This is a genomic window from Pseudobutyrivibrio sp. LB2011, from assembly GCF_000701765.1.
Taxonomy (GTDB): domain Bacteria; phylum Bacillota; class Clostridia; order Lachnospirales; family Lachnospiraceae; genus Pseudobutyrivibrio; species Pseudobutyrivibrio ruminis.
In genome coordinates, this window is record NZ_JNJS01000004.1 from 169,770 (window position 1) to 194,336 (window position 24,567).

Consider the following 24,567-nt stretch of genomic DNA (forward strand, 5'->3'; position numbering starts at 1 on the left):
GGAGAGAAAACATGGTCTCAGTTAATATTAAAGACACATTAAAAAAATACACCATGGTTATCGCCCTGGTGATTATTATCGGAATATTCTACGTTGGAACAGGCGGAACAATTCTTCTGTCTCAGAACGTAAACAACTTGCTTTCACAGAACGCATACGTATTTGTGTTAGCAACTGGTATGTTACTTTGTATCTTAACTGGTGGTAACATCGATCTTTCTGTTGGTTCAGTTGTCTGCTTCGTAGGTGGTATTGGAGCAGTAATGATGAGCAAGGGAATGAACGTATGGTTTGCAGTTCTTGTAATGCTCCTTGTTGGTGTTTTAGTTGGTGCATGGCAGGCATTCTGGGTTGCATATATCAATGTTCCACCATTCATTGCAACACTTGCTGGTATGTACGCATTCAGAGGTTTATCAAATGTAGTATTAAATGGTTATGCAGTTTCTATTTCAAATACAACATTCCTTAATGTATTTGGTGGTGGTGCTGATTGCTACATCCCTGATTTCTTCCATGGAGAAAGCCTCAACATTACATGTTTACTTGCAGGCCTTATTGCAGTTGCAGTTTATGTATTAATCTCAATTAAAAACAGAGTATCAGCTTCTAGAAAAGGCTACGTTACAACAAGCGCAGCTAGCTTCTACGCAAAGCTTGTTATTCTTTCACTTGTAATTTTATTCTTAGCATATAAGCTTGCTGGTTACAAAGGAATTCCTACATCATTATTATGGATTATCCTTATTGTCCTTGTTTACAACTACATCACAACAAAGACAACAATCGGACGTTACTTATATGCAGTAGGTGGTAACGAAAAAGCTACACAGCTTTCAGGTATCAACACAAAGAAGGTTTACTTCTTCGCTTATACAAACATGGGATTCTTAGCAGCTTTTGCTGGTATCCTTACAGTAGCTCGTGCAGCTTCTGCACAGCCTACATACGGTCAGTTCTACGAAATGGATGCAATCGGTGCTTGCTTTATCGGTGGTGCATCTGCATATGGTGGAACAGGTTCAGTATTCGGCGCAATCATTGGTGCTCTTTTGATGGGTGTTATCAACCAGGGTATGTTAATCATGGGTGTTGATGCAAACTATCAGAAGGTAGTTAAAGGTTTAGTACTTCTTGCAGCGGTTATCTTTGATGTTATGTCTAAGAGAGAGAAAAAGTAGGAAGGGAGGAGCGAAAAAGTGAAAGACAAGATTTTTAAAATATTAAAAGAAAACACAATGCTCATTGTTCTGGTCCTGGTTGTTCTCTTCTTTAACTTTACAACTAATGGCACAATGCTTATGCCAAGCCAGTTCAACGCATTGATTACACAGAATGCATATGTATATGTTCTTGCAATAGGTATGTTGATGTGTATGTTAACAGGTGGTAACATCGACCTTTCCTGCGGTTCATTTGTTTGCTTAGTAGGTATCATCGGAGCAAAAGTAATGGTAAACATGGGTGCTTCAACACCTGTTGGAATCCTTGTAATGCTCCTCATCGGAATCATCTATGGATGCTTACTTGGATATGTAATTGCTTACATCAATATTCCACCATGGATTGCTACACTTGCAGGTTTCCTTGCACTTCGTGGATGGGGCGTTGCATTACTTAACGGTTCATCAAACATCAGCCCACTTCCACCAGAATTTTGTGCATTATTCTCAGGCAAGATGAATGACCTTTTCGGTGGTCCAAGAATCGGTGGTGTTCAGTACAACATGACAAGTATTGTAATTGGACTTATCGCTTCAATCATCGTAGTAGTTCTTCTTTTCAGATCACGTGCAAACAAGCTTAAGAAGGGCTATGTTGCAGACAGCCTTGTAGCAGTAATCGTTAAGTGTGTACTTATCGACTTTGTAATCATGCTCTTTGCATACAAGTTCTCACTTGCTGGTGGTGTACCATACTCACTCATCTGGGTAGCAGTAATAGTACTTATCTACAGCTTCATTACATCAAAGACAGATATCGGACGTTACTTCTACACAATCGGTGGTAACTCAGAGGCAACAAGACTTTCAGGTATCGATACAAAGAGAATCATGTTTATCGCATACTTGAACATGGCTGTACTTACAGTTATTTCTGCATTCCTTACAATGGCTCGTTTCCAGGCTGCAAACTCAACAGCTGGTACAAACTACGAGATGGATGCCATCTCAGCCTGCGTAGTAGGTGGTGTATCTGCATACGGTGGATCAGGTACAGTATTCGGAATGATTGTTGGTGCTACCCTCATCGGTGTAATCAACCTTGGTATGTCCCTCATGGGTATCGATGCCAACTGGCAGAAGGTTGTTAAAGGCGTAGTACTTCTCGGAGCCGTAGTCTTCGAAATCCTCAACAACAAGAAAAGCGCAACAAAGTAATACATAAGATTTTATTTTCTTCATTATATTCTCTTAATGTTATTATAACTAAAAGCTCGCGACCTCCCATTGGCCGCGAGCTTTTGTTTTGAATATCGCGGCCAAGAGTGCTAATATTTTAGGTATGGAAATAATAAAAGGATTCTTACAGAGGAAAATGGTTATATTACTGGCGGCGGTTGTACTGGTGTTTTTTGTGCTGTTTAATTCGGGATTCTTTGGGGGCAAGGATGAGCGAATTAAGATTTCCTGCGTGGGCGATAGTCTTACCTATGGAAGTGGAGTGTTGAAGACTAGGGATACGGATGCGTATCCAGCACAGCTGCAAATAAAGATGGGGACAGATCATCTTGTTTCAAATTTTGGATTGCGCAATGCTACGGCATCTGCATCTGGGGATTTGCCTTATGTGGAGTCGGAGGAGTATCAGCAGTCCCTGAAGTCTAAGCCTGATATTGTGGTGCTTATGCTTGGAACAAATGATACAAAGACTTATAACTGGAATGCATCAGACTATGAGGCAGGGCTGAAGGAGCTTGTGGAGTCTTATCAGCAGCTGGATACTAAGCCTACAGTGTACTTGATGCGTAGTCCATATTGCTATTCATTGGATGGAAGTGATGTGGCAGAGTATGATATTCAGCCGAAGGTTGTATCTGATGAATTGGGTGGAATCATTGAAAAGGTTGCGGCTGAGACTGGCGTAGAGGTGATTGATTTGTACGGTGTTACTGAGGGTCAGGATGAGCTTTATACTGACGGAATTCACTTTAATGCTAAGGGCTATGAGCTTATAGCTGATGAGGTATATTCTAATTTAAAATAATTTTCAATAAACCTGTTGACATTTTATGCCGGCAGGTTTATATTTTAATCAAACATATGAACAATCATTCATATATTCAAATTTAAAGAAGACCCAATGGGGGACGGAGGAAAATATCATGAAGAAAACTTACAAAATCGATGTAGATTGTGCAAACTGTGCAAACAAGATGGAGCAGGCTGCTAAGGAGACAGCAGGTGTTGCTGATGCTACAGTTAATTTTATGGCACTTAAAATGAACGTTGAGTTCGAAGATGGAGCAGATGTTAAGGCTGTTATGGAAGAAGTTCTTAAGAACTGCAAGAAGGTAGAGGACGATTGCGAGATTTTTTTATAGGAGTTTGATATGAACAAAAAGCAGAAGAAGGTACTAATCAGAATAATTGCAGCGGCTTTGATGATGGCAATCCTGTTGTTGCTTCCTTTGGAAGAGGGCAGTTGGATTCGTTTTGTGCTGTTTTTGATTCCATATTTTACTATTGGATATGACATTTTAAAGAAGGCATTTAAGGGAATCAAGAACAAGCAGGTCTTTGATGAGAATTTCCTTATGGCTGTTGCCACTATTGGTGCAATGGCACTTGGGGAATATACAGAAGGCGTAGCGGTTATGCTATTCTACCAGGTTGGCGAATTATTCCAATCATACGCTGTAGGAAAGAGCAGACGTAACATTTCCCAGCTTATGGACATTAGGCCTGATTTTGCAAACATAATGGTGGATGGTCAGCTTACACAGGTTGATCCTGACGAAGTGGAAATTGGAAGCGAAATCGTTGTTCAGCCTGGTGAAAAGATTCCTATCGATGGTGTGGTTATTGACGGTACAGCTACTCTTGATACTGCAGCCCTTACAGGTGAAAGCGTTCCTAGAAGTGCAAAGCCTGGGGACGAGGTTATTTCCGGATGTATCAATATGTCAGGTGTTCTCACTATCCGCACTACAAAGGAATTCGGCGAATCTACAGCATCAAAGATTCTCGACTTGGTGGAGAATGCATCTTCAAAGAAATCAAAGCCAGAGAATTTTATTTCAAGATTTGCCAGAGTGTACACACCAGCTGTTTGTTATTCAGCTGTAGCACTTGCAGTACTTCCACCAGTGATTTCACTTATTATCGGTGTTAATCCTAACTGGGGCCAGTGGATTTATAGAGCCCTTACATTCCTTGTTATCAGTTGCCCATGTGCACTTGTTATCAGTATTCCGCTTACATTTTTTGCAGGAATTGGTGGTGCCAGCAAGGAAGGTGTCCTTGTAAAAGGTTCAAACTATCTTGATATGCTTTCAAAGGCTAAAATCGCTGTTATGGACAAAACAGGTACACTTACTGAGGGCGTATTCAAGGTTACAAAGATTGTTCCAAAGGATATTTCTGAGGATGAGCTTTTGATGTATGCTGCTATGGCTGAGGTATACTCAAATCATCCAATTTCACGTAGTTTGAAGGAGGCTTACAGCAAGCCTCTCGATACAAACGACGTTACTGATGTGCAGGAAATCTCTGGACATGGAATCAGAGCTACAGTTCTTGGAAAGACTGTAAATGCAGGAAATGAGAAGCTTATGGCTTCTGTTGGCACAGCTTTCAACCAGGCAAATGAGCCAGGTACAGTTATCTATATCGCAATTGATGGACAGTATAAAGGCTACATCCTTATATCTGATCAGATAAAGGCCACATCAAAGGCTGCTATCGAAAATATGAAGCGAGTTGGTGTGAGACAGACAGTTATGCTTACTGGCGATAGCAAGAGCGTGGCAGATATCGTTGCAAAGGATTTGGGACTTGATAGTGTTTGCTCAGAGCTTTTGCCTGGGGATAAGGTCCAGAAGGTAGAGGAGTTATTAGCATCCAAATCAGAGAATGAACAGTTGATTTTCGTTGGCGATGGTATAAATGATGCTCCAGTTCTTTCAAGAGCTGATATCGGTATTGCCATGGGAGCTCTTGGTAGCGATGCAGCCATAGAGGCAGCAGATGTTGTTCTTATGGATGACGACCCTATGAAGATTTCAAAAGCCATCGGTATTGCAAAAAAGTGCATGCGTATAGTATATGAAAATATTTACTTTGCCATCGGAATTAAGGTATTATGTTTGATACTTGGTGCGATTGGTATTGCAAATATGTGGTATGCTATTTTTGCAGACGTTGGAGTTATGGTTATTGCAGTTCTCAACGCAATCCGCGCATTACGTGTGAGGAACATTTAGGAGGTTTGACAATGGATAAACATGCAGAATGCTGTGAAGAGCAGTGTGTACATAAAGAATTGGTAGCAAATGTACTTAACGATTTGCCTGATGAGGATGTCTTATACGATTTGGCAGAGCTTTTCAAGGTTTTTGGTGATAGTACCAGGGTACGAATCCTGATTGCTTTATTCGAGGCAGAGCTTTGCGTATGTGACATTTCAGAAGCTCTTGGTATGACACAATCAGCTGTATCACATCAGCTGCAGATTCTTCGTACAAACAAGCTTGTAAAGAGCCGTCGCGAGGGCAAGCAAATCTATTATAGTTTGGCAGATGAGCATGTGGTTACCATTATGGCACAAGGCCTAAATCACATCTTAGAATAATATATAAAATGTTGTTGGCTTCCTGTTCTTTGATTGAGGAACAGGAAGCTTTTTTATTGAATTTTTAGGCTGTAACGAAACAATTTATCAATAAGAAAAAAATGTGAAAAAAGTATTGACTTCGAACTTCTATTAGTATAAGATAACCACAGTTAGCAAAGGCTAACCAAAACATGAACAGGAAGCTAACATTATGTGCGAAGAAGTATTTGAAATGATATGTGCCATGGACAGGCGATGTGTAGAGTTGCAAGTTGTATTGCAGTGTGCTCCCACATTAGCTGGCCTTAAAACTTCAAATCTTCTTATAGTTCCGAAAGATCAGGAAGATAAGGTTAGATTTGTTCTCAGGCATTCAGGCTTGTTGGGGTATCGCCTCGTGTACGATAGACATCGAGTTATCTTTTTGGTTTTTAATAGGGATAAGCTCATAAGCTACCTTGCAAAGCCAGAGGTAAAGGAATTTCTTTCCTCTTATGGATATCGTACAGATGCCTTTGGGTATTTGCTTAGAAATTTCCAGAATCGATATGATTCTTATGTTCATAAAAGGGATAATTTCCCTCACGAGATGGGAGTGTTCCTCGGATATCCGCTTTGTGATGTAGTAGGCTTCATTCAAAACGGAGGAGACGGATTTGTGCTGTCGGGGTATTGGAAGGTTTACAAAAATGCGACTGAGGCACAGAAGTTATTTGAAAAATTTGACATTGTAAAAGATGATATGGTTCGCATGGTATTTAAAGGATATTCATTAAAAGATATCGTAAATACGTATGCAAAGCCTGTCGTATCCTTGGCAGTTTAACGTCAAAATATCTTATTTTAAAGGAGATTAAAGTCATGAGTAAGGTTAATGTTGTATTTTGGTCACAGTCTGGTAATACAGAGAGTATGGCAAACGCTGTAGGTGCTGGTGTTACAGCAGCAGGCGGCGAGGCTAACGTAGTATATGTTGGTGATGCTTCTATAGATGAGCTCAAGAATGCAAAGGCATTTGCACTTGGATGTCCAGCAATGGGCGCTGAGGTTCTTGAGGAAGGCGAGATGGAGCCATTTGTTACAGATTTAGAGGGCTTTGTTTCAGGTAAGACAATCGGTCTTTTCGGCTCATATGGCTGGGGAGATGGTCAGTGGATGCGCGACTGGGTTGATCGCATGACAGCAGCAGGCGCAACAGTAGTAAACGGCGAAGGCGTTATTTGCCAGGACGCTCCAGATGGAGCAGCAGAAGCTGCATGCCAGGAGCTTGGTAAAGCTTTAGCAGCAGTTTAATTTCATATTTTAGCTTATTTCCTTTCCCTGAGTTTCTAACCGGGTTTCTTGGGGAAGTTATTAGACTCCTTTTACAGCCTCCAGGTATGCCAGTGCCTGGAGGTATTTATTCGGAAGCAGCCTTTGACGGAGGCAAATATCGATGGTTTATGCCACAGATAAAAGTTGTCGGAATATCTGATATTTCGTGATAAAATCTAACAATTTAATTTTGAAAAAGTTGTTGACAAAGCCTTGATTCTCATATATACTCTCTATTGTTCGCGAGAGAGATACGCAACAAACGCAGAACAAATTATTTCGGGGTGTGGCTCAGTTTGGCTAGAGCACCTGGTTTGGGACCAGGGGGTCGCAGGTTCGAATCCTGTCACCCCGACTTGGAAATTAATTATTTTATGCGGGTGTGGTTCAATGGTAGAACATCAGCCTTCCAAGCTGAATACGTGGGTTCGATTCCCATCACCCGCTTTTTAATTTCTAATATGTTGCATATGTGTCAGTAGCTCAGCTGGATAGAGCAACGGCCTTCTAAGCCGTGGGTCGGGGGTTCGAATCCCTTCTGGCACATTTATACGGTTTATATTTTATCAGTATGGTGGGTGTGGCACAGCTGGTTAGCGCGTCGGATTGTGGTTCCGAAGGTCGAGGGTTCGAACCCCTCTACCCACCCTGTTGCGATAGCAACAAATTGAATAAGGGCAATTAAGTCCTTTGTTGGGCTATCGCCAAGCGGTAAGGCACCAGATTTTGATTCTGGCATTCGCTGGTTCGAATCCAGCTAGCCCAGTTTCTAGTCTATGCCTTTTTCTTTTGGAAATAGTCGCATACCAATTTAATATGGGGTTGTAGCTCAGTTGGTAGAGCACCTGACTTTTAATCAGGTTGTCGGGAGTTCGAGCCTCCTCAGCCTCAGCAAAGAAAAGCACGTAAGATTGTCTTACGTGCTTTTGTTTTATGAACTATCCGCAAAATCCGGATAGTTCAAAACGTGACAATTTGTCACGAGTTGGTTACAGGTTGTAACCAACTAAGAAATTAAAAACATATACAGTGTAGCATAATTATGCTACAATAAAGACAAATAAGGAGGTGTTTATTATGCCAACAATTATGCCTATTAGAGATTTAAGAAATACAAGTGAAATATCAGAAATTGCACATAGAAAAAAAGAACCTATTTTTATTACAAAAAATGGATATAGTGATCTTGTGGTTATGAGTGCAGAATTATACGAGAAGTTTGCAAGAGAAAATCGCATAGATCAGGCTATTTTTGAGGCAGAGCAGGAGTTTGCTGAGACAGGCAAGACAGTAGATGCGAAGGAAGCTTTTGCAGAATTGGAGAAAAAGTATTTTGAATAAATACATTGTAGAATTAATGCCAAGAGCGTATAGGGATATAGAAGAAATATATGCTTATATTGCTTATGAAAAGTTGTCTCCAGAAAATGCAAAAGGACAGATTGATAGAATAAAAGAAGCTATACTAGGGCTCGATACATTGCCTGAATCTCATCAAGATAGAATAACTGGTAGATATGCAGGTAAAGGATATAAACAATTAATTATTGATAACTATATTGCTATATTTAGAATTGATGAAGGTAATGGTAGAGTTTTGGTTGTTACTGTGCAGTATCAGGGAAGAGATATATAGTGATAGTAGGTTTACCCTGTGGTTTAACTTATAAATGCAGAGGCAACAAATGCCTTTCTTTCAATATTTTTTGAGACCGAGATGAGTTCGAGCCTCCTCAGCCTCAGCAAATGAAGCCTTCAGATTCGTCTGAAGGCTTTTTATTTTATGTAGGAATCTGTTATATTATTTATGTAGGAGTTAATTTAACAAAGGAGATTAAATAGATGAATCAGGAATCGTTTTCATTTGTAATATACATGATTCATGCTTGTGCTAATAAGTGGGGGAAACTACCATCTGAGGTTTACGCTATGCTTAGTAGTGTCGATTGTATAAATAATTATTTGGTTAAACATTTTGACATAATTCATACTCAAAGCACGTCCTATGTTATTGATGATATTACAGACTATTTAAATGCAAGAGGTGTTAAAATATGATTGTTTACCATGGCGGGATTGATGTAATTGAGAAGCCAGATATTAATCACTCATATAGACCATTAGATTTTGGTAAAGGTTTTTATATTACTACAGTTAAGGAACAGGCTGAAAAATGGGCTAGAAGAAAGGCTGATATCTTTGATAAGGATGTGTCTGTAGTTAATTGTTATGAACTGAAAGATGATTATGATTCCTTTAAGGTAAAAACATTTCCTGATGATTTGATAGAGTGGATAGATTTTGTATGCTCATGTAGAGATGGAAATGAAGAATACAAACAATATGACATTATCATTGGAAAAGTAGCTGATGATAAGGTCTTTAGAGTTGTAGATATGTATCATCAGGGAATTTGGGATAGAGATAGAGCTTTAAAAGAAATCAAGGTATATGAAACCTATGACCAGATAGCTTTTATATCACAAAAAGCTATAGATAATCTTTTGTCTTATAGTTCTTCATATGAGGTTAAATAATGGATGATAAAGTATTAGAACAGGTATATCAGGAAAGCTTGGAAGAGAGATTAATTTCTTATATAGCAAAAGAAAACAATGTTTCTCTAGAGAAAGCAATGGCTATCTATTATGGTAGTAAGCTTTCAAATAAAATAAATCAAGGCAAGGAAGGAATGCAGTATCTAGACTACAAGGTACTTGCGGATATATTAAAAGAGACAGAGCCTGAGTTGTTTGAAAAATAGTCTTCATATGAAGGCTTTTTTTATTGGTGACAAGTTGTCACCAGTTGGTGTCAATATGTCACCAACTCAATTTATGTAATTCTCGCTAAAATAGACTGATAATGTGTCGAGACATGAGTCGAGACCAATAATTGCAGAGGTGACAAATACCTTTCTTTCATATTTTTTTGAGGCCAGACTTCTATTCGAGCCTCCTCAGCCTCAGCAAATGAAAGACCTTGAAGCTTTTGCTTCAGGGTCTTTTTCGCATGTGCATATAAACGGACACAACTGTATCTTATAATTATATTTGTAAGGACAAAAGCAAAGTGGATAACTTGACAATATGTTCTATACGACATATTATAACTAGAAGAGGACTCAAAAGGCTCCAAAGGCAGAAATTGAATTAGCAAAGAAGTACAAAGCTGATTATGAACGGAGGAATTGTAAATGAGCAGTTATAGAGAATATAAAGAAAAAGCACTAAAAGACCCGGAGGTTAAAGCTGAGTATGACTCTCTTGAGGCAGAGTACGATATTATCCAAGCAATGATTGATGCCCGAATTAACCAGCATATGACACAGAAGGATCTTTCTGCAAAAACAGGTATTACACAGGCTGATATTAGTCGTATAGAGAATGGAACACGCAATCCTAGTCTAGCAATGGTAAAAAGGCTTGCAGAAGGTTTGGGGATGCAGCTAAAGCTAGAACTTGTACCACGAACAGCAAAACAATGACTTTTGTTTTATTCAACTTCTTAGTGTATGCTTTTGAAAACATAAACAATCATAGGAGGACATAAAAGTGGAATTTAGAGTTGCAACATTGAATGATCTTGATTTATTGACTACATCTCGTATTGAAGTCTTAAGAGCAGCAAATAAGCTAGATGCTTCTACGGATATGGCAAATGTAGAAAAGGAATCCTATAACTATTACAAAAATGCATTGGAGGAAAATACACATTATGCAATTCTCGTAATGGAGGATGATAAATTCATAGGGGCTGGAGGTGTTAGTTTTTATAGCGTGATGCCTACCTATCATAACCCTAGTGGCAAGAAGGCTTATATCATGAATATGTATACGGCTCCAGATTATAGACGTCAAGGTATCGCATATAAAACATTAGATATGCTCGTTAAAATATCAAAAGAACGTGGGATTAACCAAATTTCATTAGAGGCAACTGAAATGGGACGTCCTTTGTATGAAAAATATGGTTTTGTAAAAATGGAATCTGAAATGGAACTAGTTTAAGGAGACAACAATGAATATCAAATATACAGATAAGCATAACTTTGATTGATATGATTAAAGAAAAGTACAAAAGCTATCTAAGAATAGCTGTAATTGCTTATGACAATGAAATGAACTTTTACAATAACTGTGGCTTTGAAAAAAGTAAGGATGCATCACCTATGTTCATAACATCCTTGTGGACATAATTTTTAATCTGTTAATCTGCCAGCATACATGATTGAAAGCTCGCCACGAACTTTGCTTTTGATAGCCTAAGATTTAAAATAATGGATAGGATGAAGGAAAGGGAGAAGGGGCATGATTAGTAAGCTTTTAGCGGAAAAGTTTATTGAACAAGTAACAGAATACACTTCATATAATGTAAATATTATGGATGAAGACGGTGTAATAATAGCAAGCAGAAACAGTGAGCGAGTGGGGCAGTATCACGAGATTGCTTACAGAATTGTTCATGGGGAAGAGGACATAGTCGATACTACAACCATTGAGCAGTTTCCAAACGTTCTTCCAGGCATAAACATGGTAATAGAGATGGATGGAAGGCGAGAGGGAGTAGTTGGTCTTACTGGAGAGCCAGAGGAAGTCAGACCTGTAGCAATGATTGTAAAGATGGCAATTCAGTCTATGCTTCGCTATGAAAAGCAGCAAGAAAAAGCCAGACTACGTGAAAATCGAAAAGAACGTTTTATCCATATGTTAACTGAGGTTGAGTATGCGGATTCGCAGGAAATACGTGAGTTGGCTGAGGAACTTGGCTATCCTGAAGAAAGAATTAGAATTCCTATCTTAGCCATTATGGATGGGGTCAATGCATCTGACTTTTTAGTGCATCTTAAAAAGAGTCCATATCATACTCTAAAAGATGTTTCTTTGGCTCTTGATGAAAAAAGAGTAATCATCTTTAAAACTATGCCTGACACAGTTAGCGAATTATTCTCTGATTACAAATACATAGTTGGAGAGTATTTAAGCCCAGTTCTTAGATGGATGAAAGAAAATGATACTCAGGCAAAGTTTTACATTGGTAGTTTCCAAGATTCTTATGCACGCTATTACTATGCATACAGACATTGCAGATGGTTACAGGAATATATAAAAACAGAGGGAAGCTCCGTTTTCTTTTATGATCATGTGGGGGAATATTTGCATTTTATTACTCCAATGAGAGATATGGCCAACATGTTTTATATATTTGAAAGCAAATTTCCAGAGGGAAAGATTGATGATTTCATAGAGACAGTTGGAGCTTTAATTAGAAACAACTTTAACTTTAATAAAGCAGCCCAGGAATTATTCATACATAAAAATACATTGGTTTATCGATACAACAAGTACAAGGAATTGATGGATATTGATCCAGTGGCTAAAGCTTCTGACAGAAGTTTTTTAGAGAGTTTCTACACCTATTTGTATAGGAAGAGGAACAAATACAATATATAATGTGTTGTGTTCTCAACACAAAAAATTGATATTCTTTTTGTAATGATAGTACATTAAATTCTATATTGCCCTCCCTTATCATAAAAGTATCTTATAAACGCTTTAAGAAGGGAGGGCGGTTCCATGACTGGATTTCCGTTAATTATCATCTTTATTTTGGCAATCGTATTAATGATTGTCATGATCTCAAGATTCAAGATTCACCCATTTATTTCAATTATGTGCATCTCTTTGGTATTAGGTCTATTAGCGGGCATTCCTATTGTTGATGTCACATTAGAGGACGGAACAACAAAGGCTGGTATAGCTACTGTAATTGGTCAGGGCTTCTCTGGCACATTCACATCTATTGGTATTGTTATTATCCTTGGTGCTTTAATAGGAAGTATCTTGGAGAAAACAGGTGCAGCTTTAAAACTTGCTGACATAGTAATTAAGATTGTAGGCAAGAATCATCCTGTACTTGCTATGGAGCTTATGGGTTGGGTTGTTTCAATCCCAGTATTCTGTGATTCAGGATTTGTAATCTTAAACCCTATCCGTAAAGCATTAGTAAAGAGAACAGCTTCATCTTCTGTTGCAATGACAGTTGGTCTTGCAGCTGGTCTATTTACATCTCACGTATTTATACCTCCTACACCAGGTCCAATTGCTGCAGCGAATACACTTGGAATTGGTGACAATTTACTTCTTGTAATTGGACTTGGTTTAGTATGTTCAATTTGCCCACTTATTGCAGCATATTTCTATGCTACATTTATTGGCAAGAAGGTTAAGGCCGATGATGAATTTGATACAAACGCAGTTAGCAAAACATACGAAGAATTAGTTGCTGAGTATGGTAAGCTTCCAAATGGATTCTCTGCTCTTGCACCTATTATCGTTCCAATTATTCTTATGGCATTATCTTCAATTGTTACAATGGCTAAGGTAACAGGAGCTGGTGCTAGCATCTGCAAGTTCTTAGGAACTCCTATTATCGCTCTTGCAGTAGGTACAATCTTTGCTGTTATTCAGCTTTGCGGAGCTAAAAAGATTGATGAGTTCTATGACATTGTAAATGATACATTAAAGACAGTTGGTCCTATTCTTTTCATTACAGCTGCTGGTGGTGTACTTGGTAAAGTTATCGCTTCTTCTGATATGGTTAACTACATTTCAGAGCATGCTACAGTACTTTCAGCAATGGGCATCTTCTTCCCATTCTTACTTTCAGCTATATTAAAGAGTGCTCAGGGATCTTCTACAGTAGCTCTTACAACAACAGCTGGTATCGTAGCTCCACTTCTTCCAGTGCTTGGCTTTACTACACCAGCACAGATAACACTTGTATGTATGGCAATCGGAGCAGGTGCTATGACAGTATCACATGCAAACGATTCTTATTACTGGGTTGTTACTAACTTTGGTGAGATGACTCCAGAAAGAGGTTACAAGACCTGGACAGTAGCATCGCTTGTTATGGGTATTGCAGCTATAATTGAAATAGCTATACTTAGCCTATTCATACATTAAAAATGTAATCGAGGAAGTTTTATGAATCAGAAATTAAGGAATGATATTGATTATATTGTTGAAAACACAATAAAAGAAGTTCTGCCTGATGAGGCGGTTACTAGAGCTCTTAACAATTTCTCTTATGGAAAAGGTAAAGTGATTCTAGTAGCCGCTGGAAAGGCGGCTTGGCAAATGGCCGCAGCAGCAAAAAAGGTTCTTAAAAGATTAGATGGCGGCATTGTAATAACAAAATATGATCATGTAAAAAGCAATATTGAGGGGATACAATGCTTTGAAGCAGGACATCCAGTACCTGATCAAAATAGCTTTGATGCGACAAAAAAGGCTATTGAATTAGTGGAAGGCTTATCAGAAGATGACACAGTTATCTTTTTACTTTCCGGTGGTGGAAGCGCCCTGTTTGAATTGCCATTAATTTCTGGTGAAGAACTACAAGACATTACAAAACAGTTACTTGCTAGTGGTGCTGATATAGTAGAGATAAATACTATTCGCAAGCGTCTTAGTAAAGTAAAAGGCGGTAGATTTGCTCTAGCTTGTGCTCCAGCCAAAGTATTTAGTATTGTGCTTAGTGATATAGTTGGAGATCCACTTGATATGATAGCAAGTGGTCCAGCATATCCTGATTTTTCTACATGTGATGAAGCAAAAGAAATAGTTCGTAAATACAATATTAAGCTTTCTAAGGAAGCTGAAGAGCTATTGAATAAAGAAACTCCTAAAGAATTAAATAATGTAGAAACTCACATAACGGGATCAGTTAGAGAACTTTGTAGAGCTGCTGCTAGCAACAGTGGAAAGTTAGGTTATAAGCCTATTATATTGACCGATGAGCTTTGCTGCGAGGCAAGAGAAGCAGGAAGTTTTCTTGCTAGCATCGCAAAGACAAAAGCAAAAGACAATGAAAGGCTTGCCATTATTGCTGGTGGAGAGACAGTGGTTCATCTTACTGGTACAGGTAAAGGTGGAAGAAATCAGGAACTTGCACTCAGCGCTGCTATAGGAATAGCCGGAAATAGAGGCATTGCTGTAGCATCAGTTGGAAGTGATGGAACAGATGGCCCAACAGATGCCGCTGGAGGCTATGTTGATAACGAGACTTATCAAGAATTACTGGCTAAAGGAATCAACATACATGATGTTTTAAAAGATAATGATGCATACAATGCATTAAAAGCAGTTGATGGCCTAATAATAACTGGTGCAACAGGAACGAACGTGAATGATGTTGCTATAGCATTGATTGATATTTAATGAATAGTATATGACATAGTGCATTATTTAGGTCTTACAAACAATTAAATATTGTCCAATAAAATAGATATAACAATTAGACTGGCTTCGGCTGGTCTTTTTGTGTTATGAAAAAGTTTTACTGACATTTAAAAAAAATAGCCCGTATAATGAATTATGATTCAAATGAAGGAGGAAACCATTTATGAAATTTGCTATGTTATGTTGGACCTTTGGGTTCTTTGGGGAATTTCTATATCTGTTATAGGAGTTGTATTAACAAAGCAAAAAAGGAGATTTATAGATGGAATTTAAGACAGTTATAGAATCAAGAGAGTCTGTTCGTAAGTACAGTAATCAGAAACCAAATGAAGAACAGGTTAAGTATATTTTAGAAGCGGGACGTATGGCGCCAACTGCTTTCAATAAACAGCCACAACGCATATATATATTAAAAAGTGAAGAAGCACTTCAAAAAATGGATAGTGTTCATCCTTGCCGTTATGGAGCACCTATGGTTATATTGGTATGTGCTGACAAGGATGCTGCTAGTAATTTTCAGGGTGGAAATAGTTATTTAATGGATGGAACAATTGTTGCAACACATATGATGCTTGCTGCTACTGATATTGGATTAGATACTTGTTGGGCTGGAGTCAATGATGTTGAGCAAACACAAAAAGTCTTTAATTTGCAGGAAAATATCTATCCTATCTGTTTTTTGGATTTAGGATATCGCTCTGATGATTTTAAAAGTCTTTTAGGCAATAAGAAAAGAAATTCCTTAGATTCAATGATTAATTTTTTATAGGTACGGAATAATATGTAATCAATTCAATCATATAACTTAAGTATATAACTTTGTCCAATAACTTACCCTTCTGTGATATACTAAGCTTAGTTTAGTTCGTATATACGGAGGGGTTATCTTATGCCAAAGGGGTCTAATCAAAAACTAAAGTTAAGTTATCAAAGAACAGCTTAAGGGCTATAAGTAAGACGGGAGAAATGGCTATGCAACAATTGCGCTGTAAAAAATGTGGGTGTGAGTTTTCTGGTCCTCTTGCCAGCAATGCTATGTATCTATGTCCTAAGTGCAAAGAATATGTTAATTGCTTGTGTGAATATGGATTTGGTCCGATTGTTCCATGCAGCATTTTTCTAGGTGAGGAAGAAATAGCAAGAATCGAAGAAAGAGAACGTATTAAATATCAGTTAAAGTCAGCTACATTAGGGTTAGATGCTGCTCTTAGTAAGGGGTACAAGAATTTAGAGGTGTACTATGAAGCTTTGGATATTGTGACTGAAGCTTTAAGAGAAGGATGATTATTTTTAGAGGGGTTTATTATGGATAGGGAATTTCTTGAGGAAAGACAATTTACAAAATTATTAGCTGGAAAGACATATAAGATTTTCTTTGAAGGAAAAGACTGTGTCATTGCTGAAACAGAGCTTGGGGATGTTGTCATAGCTTTTAGTGAATATGAGTATTACTCTATGTCTAATGATGAGATAGAGCAGAAAATCTATGATGGTATAAAGAGTAGAGAAAAGTAAGTATGATTGATATTAGATCAGGAGAGACTATACAAGAATTAGCCTCTGAACATTCAATAATTTTGTTTCAATTTAGTTCTAAAGCTTGTACTCCATGTGTAGCTATAAGACAGCGTTTAGAAGTTTGGTTATCTAGTCATGAACAAGTTGAAGCAAGGCATATATCCATTGATGCGCATCCTGAACTTGCAGCACAGAATGATGTTTTGTCATTTCCAACAGTTGTTGTGTATATTGATGGGCAAGTGGCTATCTGTGAATCTGGATATTTTAGTTTAGATGAAATCTTTGCAAAGTTAGAGCGGTTGATTGAATTAATGTCGTAGGATTGAGGAGTAAATATGGGATTATTTAATCTTTTCAAACATGTAGATATTAATGCCGAAGTAGAGGCTATGAAGTCTATAGAAAACGCAGTGCTTCTTGATGTGCGTTCTAAGGAAGAATATTCAGGTGGACACATTCCAGGAAGTAAAAATGTGCCAGTTGAGAATATAGAAAAGGTAGTGGATGTCATTAAAGACAAAGACACGCCTGTTTATGTATATTGTCTTCGTGGATTTAGAAGTGCTTCTGCGGTGAAAGCTATGGAAAAGATGGGATATACAAATGCTAAAAGTATAGGTGGAATAGCCTCATATAAAGGAAATACTGCAATAGGAACGACTAAGTAGAGGTCTTTTTCTTTTTATCTCACGACTTGATTTTTTCCATGGTTCTTTCCGTAGTATAGCTTTTCATCTGCTTCACTAATCCAGGTTTCATTTCCCTGGGCGTCGCTAGTTGTACAAGCAGCCATACCTATGGTTATTGTTACCTTTAAAGGAAATCCGTTGAATTTAAAGTCATAGGCTTCAACCTCTTTTCGCCTCTCATCAAAATAGGCATATGCATCATCTTCACTATCAAATTTTGCAAGTACCACAAACTCTTCGCCACCCCAGCGGCAGCAATTATCAATTTTGCTTTTTAAGACCATGTCACCTAGCGTAGATAATACGTAGTCACCACAATTGTGACCATAGGTATCGTTTATGCTTTTAAAATTATCAATATCAAATATAGCACACCAATATCCTTCTAATCCTTCTTCTTCCTTTATTTCTTTAACTTTGTCAGCAAAGTAATATCTGTTTGGAAGGCCTGTCAAGTGGTCATGAGATAATTGAAACTCTAATTTTTTTTCGGAAGAATTAACAATCAGGATAAATATCTGCACTACAATCAGGGTGATAGAAACAACCACTATACCTAGAATAATATTTAGGAAAAAGTTTATATTTTTTGGCAGAGAATATGGTGCACCATTAAAATAAACAATAATATATGAACTAAGATAAAGAGCCAGTCCTAAAAAGCCAAATGGCATCATTGGAATAACGTTTTTTATCTTTAAGTTTCGTCCAACATACTCAGAATAAAGAACAACTACATTCATTCCAAGCATAGTGTATTGGAATCCGCTATCCCATCCAGTATAAATTACAGCAAAAAACATATGGATAATAACTTCAAGATATATCCCCACTGTAAATAATCTAAGCCATCCAAAGTGACAGCCAAATATTAAAAAGAAATAAAACAATACGCTGATAACATTTATTTTTGCCATTGGTGGAATGGAATACTTAATAAAAATAAATAGGAAAATAGCATGGATAACCATGAAATTGAAAGAAAAAATGCTTCCCATGATTTTAGCGTTTCTTAAATTCATTACCATTGCGGTACTCCTCCATATGTCATATATATGAGAATATTGTAATTACAATACTTTTTACTTACATCATGCAGCAATCCAAAATAAAAGTATCATATAATTGTTAAAAAACAGCGTAGGGAATATGTATTTATTGCCCTCTGTGGCATATCTTTTTTGACCCTACGGGCGAAAGCTTTATTTTGATTTTCCAACCGTAGTGAAATGCCCACTACTGCATTAGTGTATACCTATCTGGAATATAAATCGCTAGAGCATCTCGCTATCTATCTAGATAATATACATTGCTACACTCATGAGGCCTAGTTTATACACACAGGGGTCAAAAACTACGGGTGAAATCGGGATTTTGCAAATCTGGCGGTAGGATTTCAAAAATAGTCCCAGTGTAGGAACAAAAAAATATAAAGATACAACTCAATCTGAACTAATTGAGTCGAGAATTCTGCAATTAAAACTCAATTCAAAAATATTGGATATAAGAATTCAATTATCACAGCATACGACTAGCCAATCCGCTAACACAACTATATTTTACACAATAATTTGTGTGTTTTTTGTGTAGTTAAAGACTATTGGAATCCCATATGTTACAATGAAGCTACAGTTGGGGAGTATCTTGTAAAAGGAGGCTAGGTATGAAATTTTATGTATGTGAGGTTTGCGGCAATTTTGTTGGTATGATTAAGGAGTCCGGTGCTCCAATGTCATGTTGTGGTCAGAAGATGAAGGAACTTGTTCCTGGTACTTCTGATGGTGCAGTTGAAAAGCATGTTCCTGTATGTAAGGTAGAGGGAAATGTGGTGACTGTAGAGGTTGGTTCTGTAGAGCATCCTATGGCTCCAGAGCACTACATTGAGTGGATTGCTATCGAAACAAAGCAGGGAGCTCAGAGAAAGGTCCTCGAGCCAGGTCAGAAGCCATGCGCTCAGTTCGCTCTTACAGATGGCGATTCAGTGGTTGCAGCTTATGCATATTGCAACTTACACGGATTATGGAAATCATAATATAAAGCAAAGAGCTTTGGAGATAATCCAAAGCTCTTTTTTTTATTAAAACAATCCATCAACTATTTTCATTATTCTATGAAGGTTTTGAATATCTGTATCCACATCACCGGTCTCTAAAGAATGGTTTGCATCTGGGATGACGGCGTAAGTGATGGAAAGCTCATCACAAAGCTGGACGCACATATCAGTATCGCAAAGAGGATCATCGCTTCCGTGGAAAACAAAACCTTCGCAGGCATTGATGTAAGCGAAAGTCATTTCTATTGGTGTGAAGATGATACTTTCTACTTCGATGCCGTAGTCAAAGGCGTATTTGGCAGCGATAGCTGTACCAATGCTTTTTCCAATAAAGACAACATTATCATAGGAAGAAAAGTCGATATCCTTTAATTGCTCCACAACCTGTGCCATAGCTTCATTGATTGCAGCTTCAGCTTGCAAGGCATCTGTCTTAATAGAATTCAAATCTTTAGAAAAAGTGTATTTAACTTCTTTTATTTCATAGCCATGATTCTTGGCAAGCTTCTTTGAATAGTATAAAAGTGGTTTATCTGAGTGATATCCAACTCCTGGAAATATTACAGCTAAATTCTTATCCATAGTGTTCCTTTCATTAATAAGAAAAATTCTACGAATCTATTATAGCAATCAAAAGTCCTTAGAAAAACCTAAAAAACACAAAACTTGTACCGATTTGTTCACATTACAATCATGTTGCACACACTTGACGGGATTAATATACCGCTAAATGATACAGAAGTAGCAACAGATAGGAGTGAATTATGGAAAAGAGGTATAGGCATGAATGGAAACACGCTATAACCTACGCCGACTTGCTAACAATAAGGCAAAGGATGTCAGCTATAGCGATACCTGATCCACATACAATCGACGGAAAATATCTTATAAGAAGTCTTTATTTCGACAATCTGAATGACAAAGCACTTCGTGAAAAAGTGGATGGGGTAAACATGCGAGAGAAATTTCGCATAAGATATTACAACTTCGATACTAGAATTATCCACCTTGAAAAGAAAAGTAAATTCAATGGTCTTGGAACAAAATACCATGCTCCATTAACAGCGGAAGAGGCACAGAAGATAGTGGATGGAGACATTGATTGGATGATTGATTCCCCACATTCCCTTATTCAGGAACTGTATTGCAAGATGCGATATCAGGGAATGAGACCAATGACCATAGTTGATTACACCAGAGAGCCATTTATATATGGGCCTGGAAATGTAAGAGTTACGTTGGATTACGACATCAGAACAGGGATGAATAGAACGGATTTCTTAAATCCGGAATGTGTAACAATTCCAGCGGGTGACGCTCCAATCATATTGGAGGTTAAATGGGATGCATATCTGCCAGAAATAATAAGAGATGCTGTTCAAACCCCAGGAACTAGAGTGCAGGCGTTTTCAAAGTATGCACAGTGTAGGATTTATGGTTAAGGATAGAAGGAGTGAAGATTATGACATTTAGCGATATTTTTAAATCAAGCTTTTTAAGCAATGTAACAAGCGTAACAGTTTTAGATATGGTAATTGCCATGGCATTATCATTTGCTATTGGTTTATTTATTTTCTTTATTTACAAGAAGACATATGCAGGAGTAATGTATTCAGCAAATTTTGGTGTGACATTAGTGGCTCTTACAATGATTGCAACCTTCGTTATTTTGGCGGTAACCAGTAACGTAGTTCTTTCATTAGGTATGGTCGGTGCCTTATCAATTGTTCGTTTTAGAACAGCCATCAAGGAGCCTCTTGATATTGCTTTTCTATTCTGGGCAATTGCAGCAGGTATTGTGCTTGCGGCAGGAATGATTCCACTTGCAGTATTTGGTAGTGTGATTATCGGTGTAATGATTACCGTATTTGCGAATCGTAAATCAAATGTTAATCCATATATCGTAGTTCTTCGTTGTGAGGATTCTCTTACAGAGAAGGAAGCAATGCAGTATTTAAATGAGAAGACAACTAAGTGTGCAGTTAAGAGCAAGACTGCTAGAAAGGGCGAGATTGAATTAAATCTTGAAATCAGACTTAAGGAAGATAACACAGATTTCATTAACGAGTTATCAGATATGGAAGGTGTAGAAAGTGCAGTACTTGTAAGCTATAACGGTGATTACATGGGATAAGGAGGACAGATTATGTCAACTAATAAAAAAATTGACATCATCTGCGTAGTGGTCTTGATACTGGCTATCATCCTTACAGTGTTGTTTATGAATGGCGAGAAGCTTGGACTTACAGTGGTGGTTGATGAGGATGCTGAAACAACCACCACATCGTCATATTTTACAACCAATGACATGGATGGGGACTGGGACACCTCCGAGGCGACAATTATTACATTAGAAGGAGATGACATAACTGTTTCGGGGTCAGGAGCTTATGTAAATGATGGTAGTGTGTATATTACACAGTCGGGTTATTACTTAGTAAGCGGAGAGCTTACAGATGGAAGTATTGTTGTAGCTGCTGAAGATTACTCAAAGGTATGGATCATGCTTGATGGGGTAGATATTTACTGCGAAGATGATGCAGGAATTATCGTAGAGCAGGCAGATAAGGTATTTTTAACTTTGGCAGAAGGCTCTGAAAACACAGTTGAGACAGGTAGCGAGTATTCCGAAGAAGCAGTTGAAGATGATAGAGATGGAGCGATTTTCTCCCACGATGATTTAACTATAAATGGAAGTGGCAGCTTGACTGTTACAACCGGCTATTCACATGGCATTGTTTCAAAGGATGATTTGATTATCACTGGCGGAACAATCACCGTGACAGCTCCGGGTGATGGCTTGAAAGCAAATGATGCTCTGAATATAACAGATGCAGATATTACTATTGATGTTGAAGATGATGGCATCACTTGCGATACCAGTGTATACATTGGCGGAGGCACAATTCTCATAAGCAATTCTTACGAAGGAATTGAAGCAGTCATTGTTGAAATAGAAGATGGAGATATCACTATCTATTCAACAGATGATGGCATAAATGCTAATGGAGGTTCGACAGAAGATGAAGAAACATACATTAGCATAAGTGGTGGAACATTAAGAATATTTAATGAAGGTGGTAACGACGCAGATGGCATTGATTCTAACGGTGATATTCGTATATCAGGTGGTACGATTTTTGTAAGCGTGGTTGATGGCGGAATGAATAACGCTATTGATTATGCAAGTGAAAATGACGGTGTTGCTGTAATCACAGGAGGAACAATTATTGCTGCTGGAAGCAGCGGTATGGCAGAATCCTTTGATAGTACATCTACACAGGCATCTATACTTTACACAACTAGCGCTTCCATGGAAGCAGGAACTACAGTTTCGGTTGTAGATGCAGATGGAAATGAAATCCTTTCATGGGAAGTTCCATATAGCTTCTCTTCAGTTAATATTAGTAGTCCGGATTTAGTAATTGGTGAAACATATACAATTACTGCTGGCGATGAATCCGAGACAGTTACACTCGAAGACGTGGTAACTACTGTAGGAGAGACCACAGCAGGTGGCATGGGCCAGATGGGCGGCATGGGCCAGATGGATGGTGAGAACCAAATGGGCCCAATGGGTGGCGCTGGAAAAGGAAATCGTGTACAATACCCCTAACATTTAAGTGAATGATTAGGAGACATAATTAAAATGAAAGAAAACGTAGTTCTGATTGGTATGCCAGGTGTTGGCAAAAGTACTTTGGGTGTTGTATTGGCAAAGGAACTGGGATTTGAATTCGTAGATGCGGATTTACTTATCCAGAAGCGCGAAAAGCGTTTGCTTAAGGAGATTATTGCTGAAGAAGGTGTGGAAGGTTTTCTTAAAATAGAAAACGATGTAAATGCCAGCATTTCATCCACAAAAACAGTTATTGCAACTGGTGGTAGTGTTATCTATGGTGCGGAGGCTATGGAGCACCTAAAGAAAATTGGAACTATAGTTTATCTTAAGCTTGATTATGAAACACTTGATAGCAGACTTGGTAGCCTAAAGGGCCGCGGGGTTGTGCTAAAAGATGGTCAGAATCTTAAGTCTCTTTACGACGAAAGAATTCCACTGTATGAAAAATATGCAGATGTGACCGTAGATGAGGCTGGCCTTGGCCTTGAGGAAACGCTAGATGCGGTTATGAAAAAAGTTTCGGAAACCTAGGTTTCCGAAACTTTTTTGTAGCCAGTTTTTACAAGCCACTTCTGGTCGATGATTTTGACTTCGTCTCCGAATAAGATGTGGAGACGTACAGATGATGGTTGTTTTTCAATTTCTTTGACTGTTCCTTCTCCAAATTTTGGATGAGAAACAACATCGCCTACTTCATATCGTATTTTCGAATTTTCCATATTTTTGTAAGCGCGCTGTGTACGATAAGTATCAAGCATTTGAACTTGCTTGTGGTCTACTGTAGGGCGCTTTAAAACTGAATCATAGTCTACCTTTTTAAGGCTCTGGCCCTCAACGTAGTAATCTGCAGGAATGGCGCCGATAAGGCTGCAGCAGTATTTCCATGCACTGCCGTGAACTCCTGGCTGCCATGTGTATTCGCTTGGGATGCTGATGTGACGTGTCATGTAGTGTGCATATTCATGCTTATATAAATTGATTCGATCGGCCTTTGAAAGCTGCTCATTTAAGCAGAAGCCGATGAAAAATAGTGAAAACTGGAATTGTTCTTCATCATCATATGAAGGTGGAAGATAAGAACCAAGGGCCTTTTCATCCATTCCAAAGGTGATTGGAACTTCTGCACCGTGGAGCCCCAGCTTGTGATCTAAAACTGAGTACAATGCAGTGATTTCTGCACGAAGAACAGGCTCTTCATCGTGCAACATTTTAAACATTTCTTTCTTTGTCATTATGTCTCCTTAAAACTCGATATAACTTATACAGAAGGATAGTATAGCAACTGAAATTGAAATTTACAATTATCAAAAATGATAAATTTGTTAATTATCCAATATTAATTTGACT

At 38.1% G+C, this 24,567-nt stretch carries 31 protein-coding genes and 6 tRNA genes; 34 read left to right on the forward strand and 3 right to left on the reverse strand.

Annotation, left to right across the window (positions count from 1 at the left end):
• Window positions 1-11: 11 nt before the first annotated feature.
• The 29 genes from mmsB (at window position 12) to T375_RS08310 (ending at window position 17,524) form a co-directional block, all read left to right on the forward strand.
• The gene (gene mmsB, locus T375_RS08170) at window positions 12-1,181 is read left to right on the forward strand and encodes a multiple monosaccharide ABC transporter permease (RefSeq protein WP_044937183.1); all 1,170 of its coding nucleotides are present in this window, start codon (window positions 12-14) and stop codon (window positions 1,179-1,181) included.
• 18 nt (window positions 1,182-1,199) lie between these two features.
• The gene (locus T375_RS08175; RefSeq protein WP_256377532.1) at window positions 1,200-2,381 is read left to right on the forward strand and encodes an ABC transporter permease subunit; all 1,182 of its coding nucleotides are present in this window, start codon (window positions 1,200-1,202) and stop codon (window positions 2,379-2,381) included.
• Window positions 2,382-2,538: 157 nt separating this feature from the next.
• Complete coding sequence (locus T375_RS08180; protein WP_044937186.1) at window positions 2,539-3,207, forward strand: GDSL-type esterase/lipase family protein; 669 nt, start codon at window positions 2,539-2,541, stop codon at window positions 3,205-3,207.
• A gap of 118 nt (window positions 3,208-3,325) precedes the next feature.
• Complete coding sequence (locus T375_RS08185; protein WP_044937188.1) at window positions 3,326-3,544, forward strand: cation transporter; 219 nt, start codon at window positions 3,326-3,328, stop codon at window positions 3,542-3,544.
• A gap of 9 nt (window positions 3,545-3,553) precedes the next feature.
• Window positions 3,554-5,425 carry a heavy metal translocating P-type ATPase gene (locus tag T375_RS08190; RefSeq protein ID WP_044937190.1) on the forward strand — a complete coding sequence of 624 codons (1,872 nt, stop codon included), beginning with the start codon at window positions 3,554-3,556 and terminating at the stop codon, window positions 5,423-5,425.
• 11 nt (window positions 5,426-5,436) lie between these two features.
• The gene (locus T375_RS08195) at window positions 5,437-5,793 is read left to right on the forward strand and encodes an ArsR/SmtB family transcription factor (RefSeq protein ID WP_044937192.1); all 357 of its coding nucleotides are present in this window, start codon (window positions 5,437-5,439) and stop codon (window positions 5,791-5,793) included.
• Between the two features lie 193 nt (window positions 5,794-5,986).
• The gene (locus T375_RS08200; RefSeq protein ID WP_044937194.1) at window positions 5,987-6,601 is read left to right on the forward strand and encodes a DUF3793 family protein; all 615 of its coding nucleotides are present in this window, start codon (window positions 5,987-5,989) and stop codon (window positions 6,599-6,601) included.
• A gap of 35 nt (window positions 6,602-6,636) precedes the next feature.
• Window positions 6,637-7,068, forward strand: coding sequence for a flavodoxin (locus T375_RS08205; protein WP_044937196.1), 432 nt, complete (start codon window positions 6,637-6,639; stop codon window positions 7,066-7,068).
• 301 nt (window positions 7,069-7,369) lie between these two features.
• A tRNA-Pro gene (locus T375_RS08210) sits at window positions 7,370-7,444 on the forward strand.
• Window positions 7,445-7,465: 21 nt separating this feature from the next.
• Window positions 7,466-7,536 (forward strand) — tRNA-Gly (locus T375_RS08215).
• A 25-nt stretch (window positions 7,537-7,561) separates the two neighbouring features.
• Window positions 7,562-7,635 (forward strand) — tRNA-Arg (locus T375_RS08220).
• 28 nt (window positions 7,636-7,663) lie between these two features.
• A tRNA-His gene (locus T375_RS08225) sits at window positions 7,664-7,737 on the forward strand.
• A gap of 46 nt (window positions 7,738-7,783) precedes the next feature.
• Window positions 7,784-7,855 (forward strand) — tRNA-Gln (locus T375_RS08230).
• 52 nt (window positions 7,856-7,907) lie between these two features.
• Window positions 7,908-7,980 (forward strand) — tRNA-Lys (locus T375_RS08235).
• 186 nt (window positions 7,981-8,166) lie between these two features.
• Window positions 8,167-8,430 carry a type II toxin-antitoxin system prevent-host-death family antitoxin gene (locus T375_RS08240; RefSeq protein ID WP_044937198.1) on the forward strand — a complete coding sequence of 88 codons (264 nt, stop codon included), beginning with the start codon at window positions 8,167-8,169 and terminating at the stop codon, window positions 8,428-8,430.
• Entirely contained in the window at window positions 8,423-8,725 is a 303-nt protein-coding gene (locus T375_RS08245) for a type II toxin-antitoxin system RelE/ParE family toxin (protein ID WP_044937200.1), read from the forward strand. The genes T375_RS08240 and T375_RS08245 overlap by 8 nt, the downstream gene beginning before the upstream one ends.
• Window positions 8,726-8,964: 239 nt before the next feature.
• Window positions 8,965-9,147: a DUF3791 domain-containing protein gene (locus tag T375_RS13885; RefSeq protein ID WP_242839276.1), complete on the forward strand. Its 183-nt coding sequence runs from the start codon at window positions 8,965-8,967 to the stop codon at window positions 9,145-9,147.
• The gene (locus T375_RS08255) at window positions 9,144-9,626 is read left to right on the forward strand and encodes a DUF3990 domain-containing protein (protein ID WP_044937204.1); all 483 of its coding nucleotides are present in this window, start codon (window positions 9,144-9,146) and stop codon (window positions 9,624-9,626) included. The genes T375_RS13885 and T375_RS08255 overlap by 4 nt, the downstream gene beginning before the upstream one ends.
• On the forward strand, window positions 9,626-9,853 hold the full coding sequence (locus T375_RS08260) for a hypothetical protein (protein WP_044937206.1): 228 nt from the start codon (window positions 9,626-9,628) through the stop codon (window positions 9,851-9,853). Before T375_RS08255 ends, T375_RS08260 begins: the two co-directional genes overlap by 1 nt.
• Window positions 9,854-10,285: 432 nt before the next feature.
• On the forward strand, window positions 10,286-10,576 hold the full coding sequence (locus T375_RS08265) for a helix-turn-helix domain-containing protein (protein WP_044937209.1): 291 nt from the start codon (window positions 10,286-10,288) through the stop codon (window positions 10,574-10,576).
• A 61-nt stretch (window positions 10,577-10,637) separates the two neighbouring features.
• Entirely contained in the window at window positions 10,638-11,099 is a 462-nt protein-coding gene (locus tag T375_RS08270; RefSeq protein ID WP_044937211.1) for a GNAT family N-acetyltransferase, read from the forward strand.
• Between the two features lie 300 nt (window positions 11,100-11,399).
• Window positions 11,400-12,542, forward strand: a complete 1,143-nt coding sequence (locus T375_RS08275; protein WP_033154319.1) for a CdaR family transcriptional regulator — start codon at window positions 11,400-11,402, stop codon at window positions 12,540-12,542.
• Window positions 12,543-12,665: 123 nt separating this feature from the next.
• Window positions 12,666-14,057, forward strand: a complete 1,392-nt coding sequence (locus T375_RS08280) for a GntP family permease (protein WP_044937213.1) — start codon at window positions 12,666-12,668, stop codon at window positions 14,055-14,057.
• 21 nt (window positions 14,058-14,078) lie between these two features.
• On the forward strand, window positions 14,079-15,314 hold the full coding sequence (locus T375_RS08285) for a glycerate kinase type-2 family protein (protein WP_044937215.1): 1,236 nt from the start codon (window positions 14,079-14,081) through the stop codon (window positions 15,312-15,314).
• Between the two features lie 283 nt (window positions 15,315-15,597).
• Window positions 15,598-16,104 carry a nitroreductase family protein gene (locus T375_RS08290; protein ID WP_044937217.1) on the forward strand — a complete coding sequence of 169 codons (507 nt, stop codon included), beginning with the start codon at window positions 15,598-15,600 and terminating at the stop codon, window positions 16,102-16,104.
• A gap of 203 nt (window positions 16,105-16,307) precedes the next feature.
• Window positions 16,308-16,619, forward strand: coding sequence for a hypothetical protein (locus tag T375_RS08295; protein WP_044937219.1), 312 nt, complete (start codon window positions 16,308-16,310; stop codon window positions 16,617-16,619).
• Between the two features lie 21 nt (window positions 16,620-16,640).
• The gene (locus T375_RS08300; protein ID WP_044937221.1) at window positions 16,641-16,850 is read left to right on the forward strand and encodes a hypothetical protein; all 210 of its coding nucleotides are present in this window, start codon (window positions 16,641-16,643) and stop codon (window positions 16,848-16,850) included.
• A 2-nt stretch (window positions 16,851-16,852) separates the two neighbouring features.
• On the forward strand, window positions 16,853-17,176 hold the full coding sequence (locus T375_RS08305; RefSeq protein WP_044937223.1) for a thioredoxin family protein: 324 nt from the start codon (window positions 16,853-16,855) through the stop codon (window positions 17,174-17,176).
• A 15-nt stretch (window positions 17,177-17,191) separates the two neighbouring features.
• Window positions 17,192-17,524 (forward strand): rhodanese-like domain-containing protein, encoded by a 333-nt coding sequence (locus T375_RS08310; protein WP_044937225.1) that lies wholly within the window; start codon window positions 17,192-17,194, stop codon window positions 17,522-17,524.
• 14 nt (window positions 17,525-17,538) lie between these two features.
• On the opposite strand, the gene T375_RS13245 is transcribed toward T375_RS08310, so the two are convergent.
• The gene (locus T375_RS13245) at window positions 17,539-18,573 is read right to left on the reverse strand and encodes a GGDEF domain-containing protein (RefSeq protein ID WP_049960358.1); all 1,035 of its coding nucleotides are present in this window, start codon (window positions 18,571-18,573) and stop codon (window positions 17,539-17,541) included.
• 635 nt (window positions 18,574-19,208) lie between these two features.
• Here T375_RS13245 and T375_RS08320 point away from each other — a divergent pair.
• A complete protein-coding gene (locus tag T375_RS08320) occupies window positions 19,209-19,577 on the forward strand; it encodes a desulfoferrodoxin family protein (protein ID WP_044937227.1) in 369 nt (122 codons plus the stop codon).
• Between the two features lie 45 nt (window positions 19,578-19,622).
• Here the strand turns inward: T375_RS08320 and T375_RS08325 are convergent, their stop codons facing one another.
• A complete protein-coding gene (locus T375_RS08325) occupies window positions 19,623-20,180 on the reverse strand; it encodes an alpha/beta fold hydrolase (protein ID WP_044937228.1) in 558 nt (185 codons plus the stop codon).
• Between the two features lie 182 nt (window positions 20,181-20,362).
• Here T375_RS08325 and T375_RS08330 point away from each other — a divergent pair, with 182 nt between their 5' ends.
• From T375_RS08330 to T375_RS08345, 4 genes are read left to right on the forward strand one after another with little or no spacing between them, the layout of a single operon-like run.
• On the forward strand, window positions 20,363-21,040 hold the full coding sequence (locus T375_RS08330; protein ID WP_044937230.1) for a polyphosphate polymerase domain-containing protein: 678 nt from the start codon (window positions 20,363-20,365) through the stop codon (window positions 21,038-21,040).
• A gap of 20 nt (window positions 21,041-21,060) precedes the next feature.
• Entirely contained in the window at window positions 21,061-21,732 is a 672-nt protein-coding gene (locus T375_RS08335; RefSeq protein ID WP_044937233.1) for a DUF4956 domain-containing protein, read from the forward strand.
• Between the two features lie 12 nt (window positions 21,733-21,744).
• Window positions 21,745-23,214: a carbohydrate-binding domain-containing protein gene (locus T375_RS08340; RefSeq protein WP_049960359.1), complete on the forward strand. Its 1,470-nt coding sequence runs from the start codon at window positions 21,745-21,747 to the stop codon at window positions 23,212-23,214.
• A gap of 33 nt (window positions 23,215-23,247) precedes the next feature.
• The gene (locus T375_RS08345; protein ID WP_044937236.1) at window positions 23,248-23,751 is read left to right on the forward strand and encodes a shikimate kinase; all 504 of its coding nucleotides are present in this window, start codon (window positions 23,248-23,250) and stop codon (window positions 23,749-23,751) included.
• Here T375_RS08345 and T375_RS08350 read toward each other — a convergent pair.
• Window positions 23,748-24,452: a hypothetical protein gene (locus T375_RS08350; protein ID WP_044937238.1), complete on the reverse strand. Its 705-nt coding sequence runs from the start codon at window positions 24,450-24,452 to the stop codon at window positions 23,748-23,750. The two genes, T375_RS08345 and T375_RS08350, sit on opposite strands and share 4 nt — an antisense overlap.
• Window positions 24,453-24,567 lie beyond the last annotated feature (115 nt).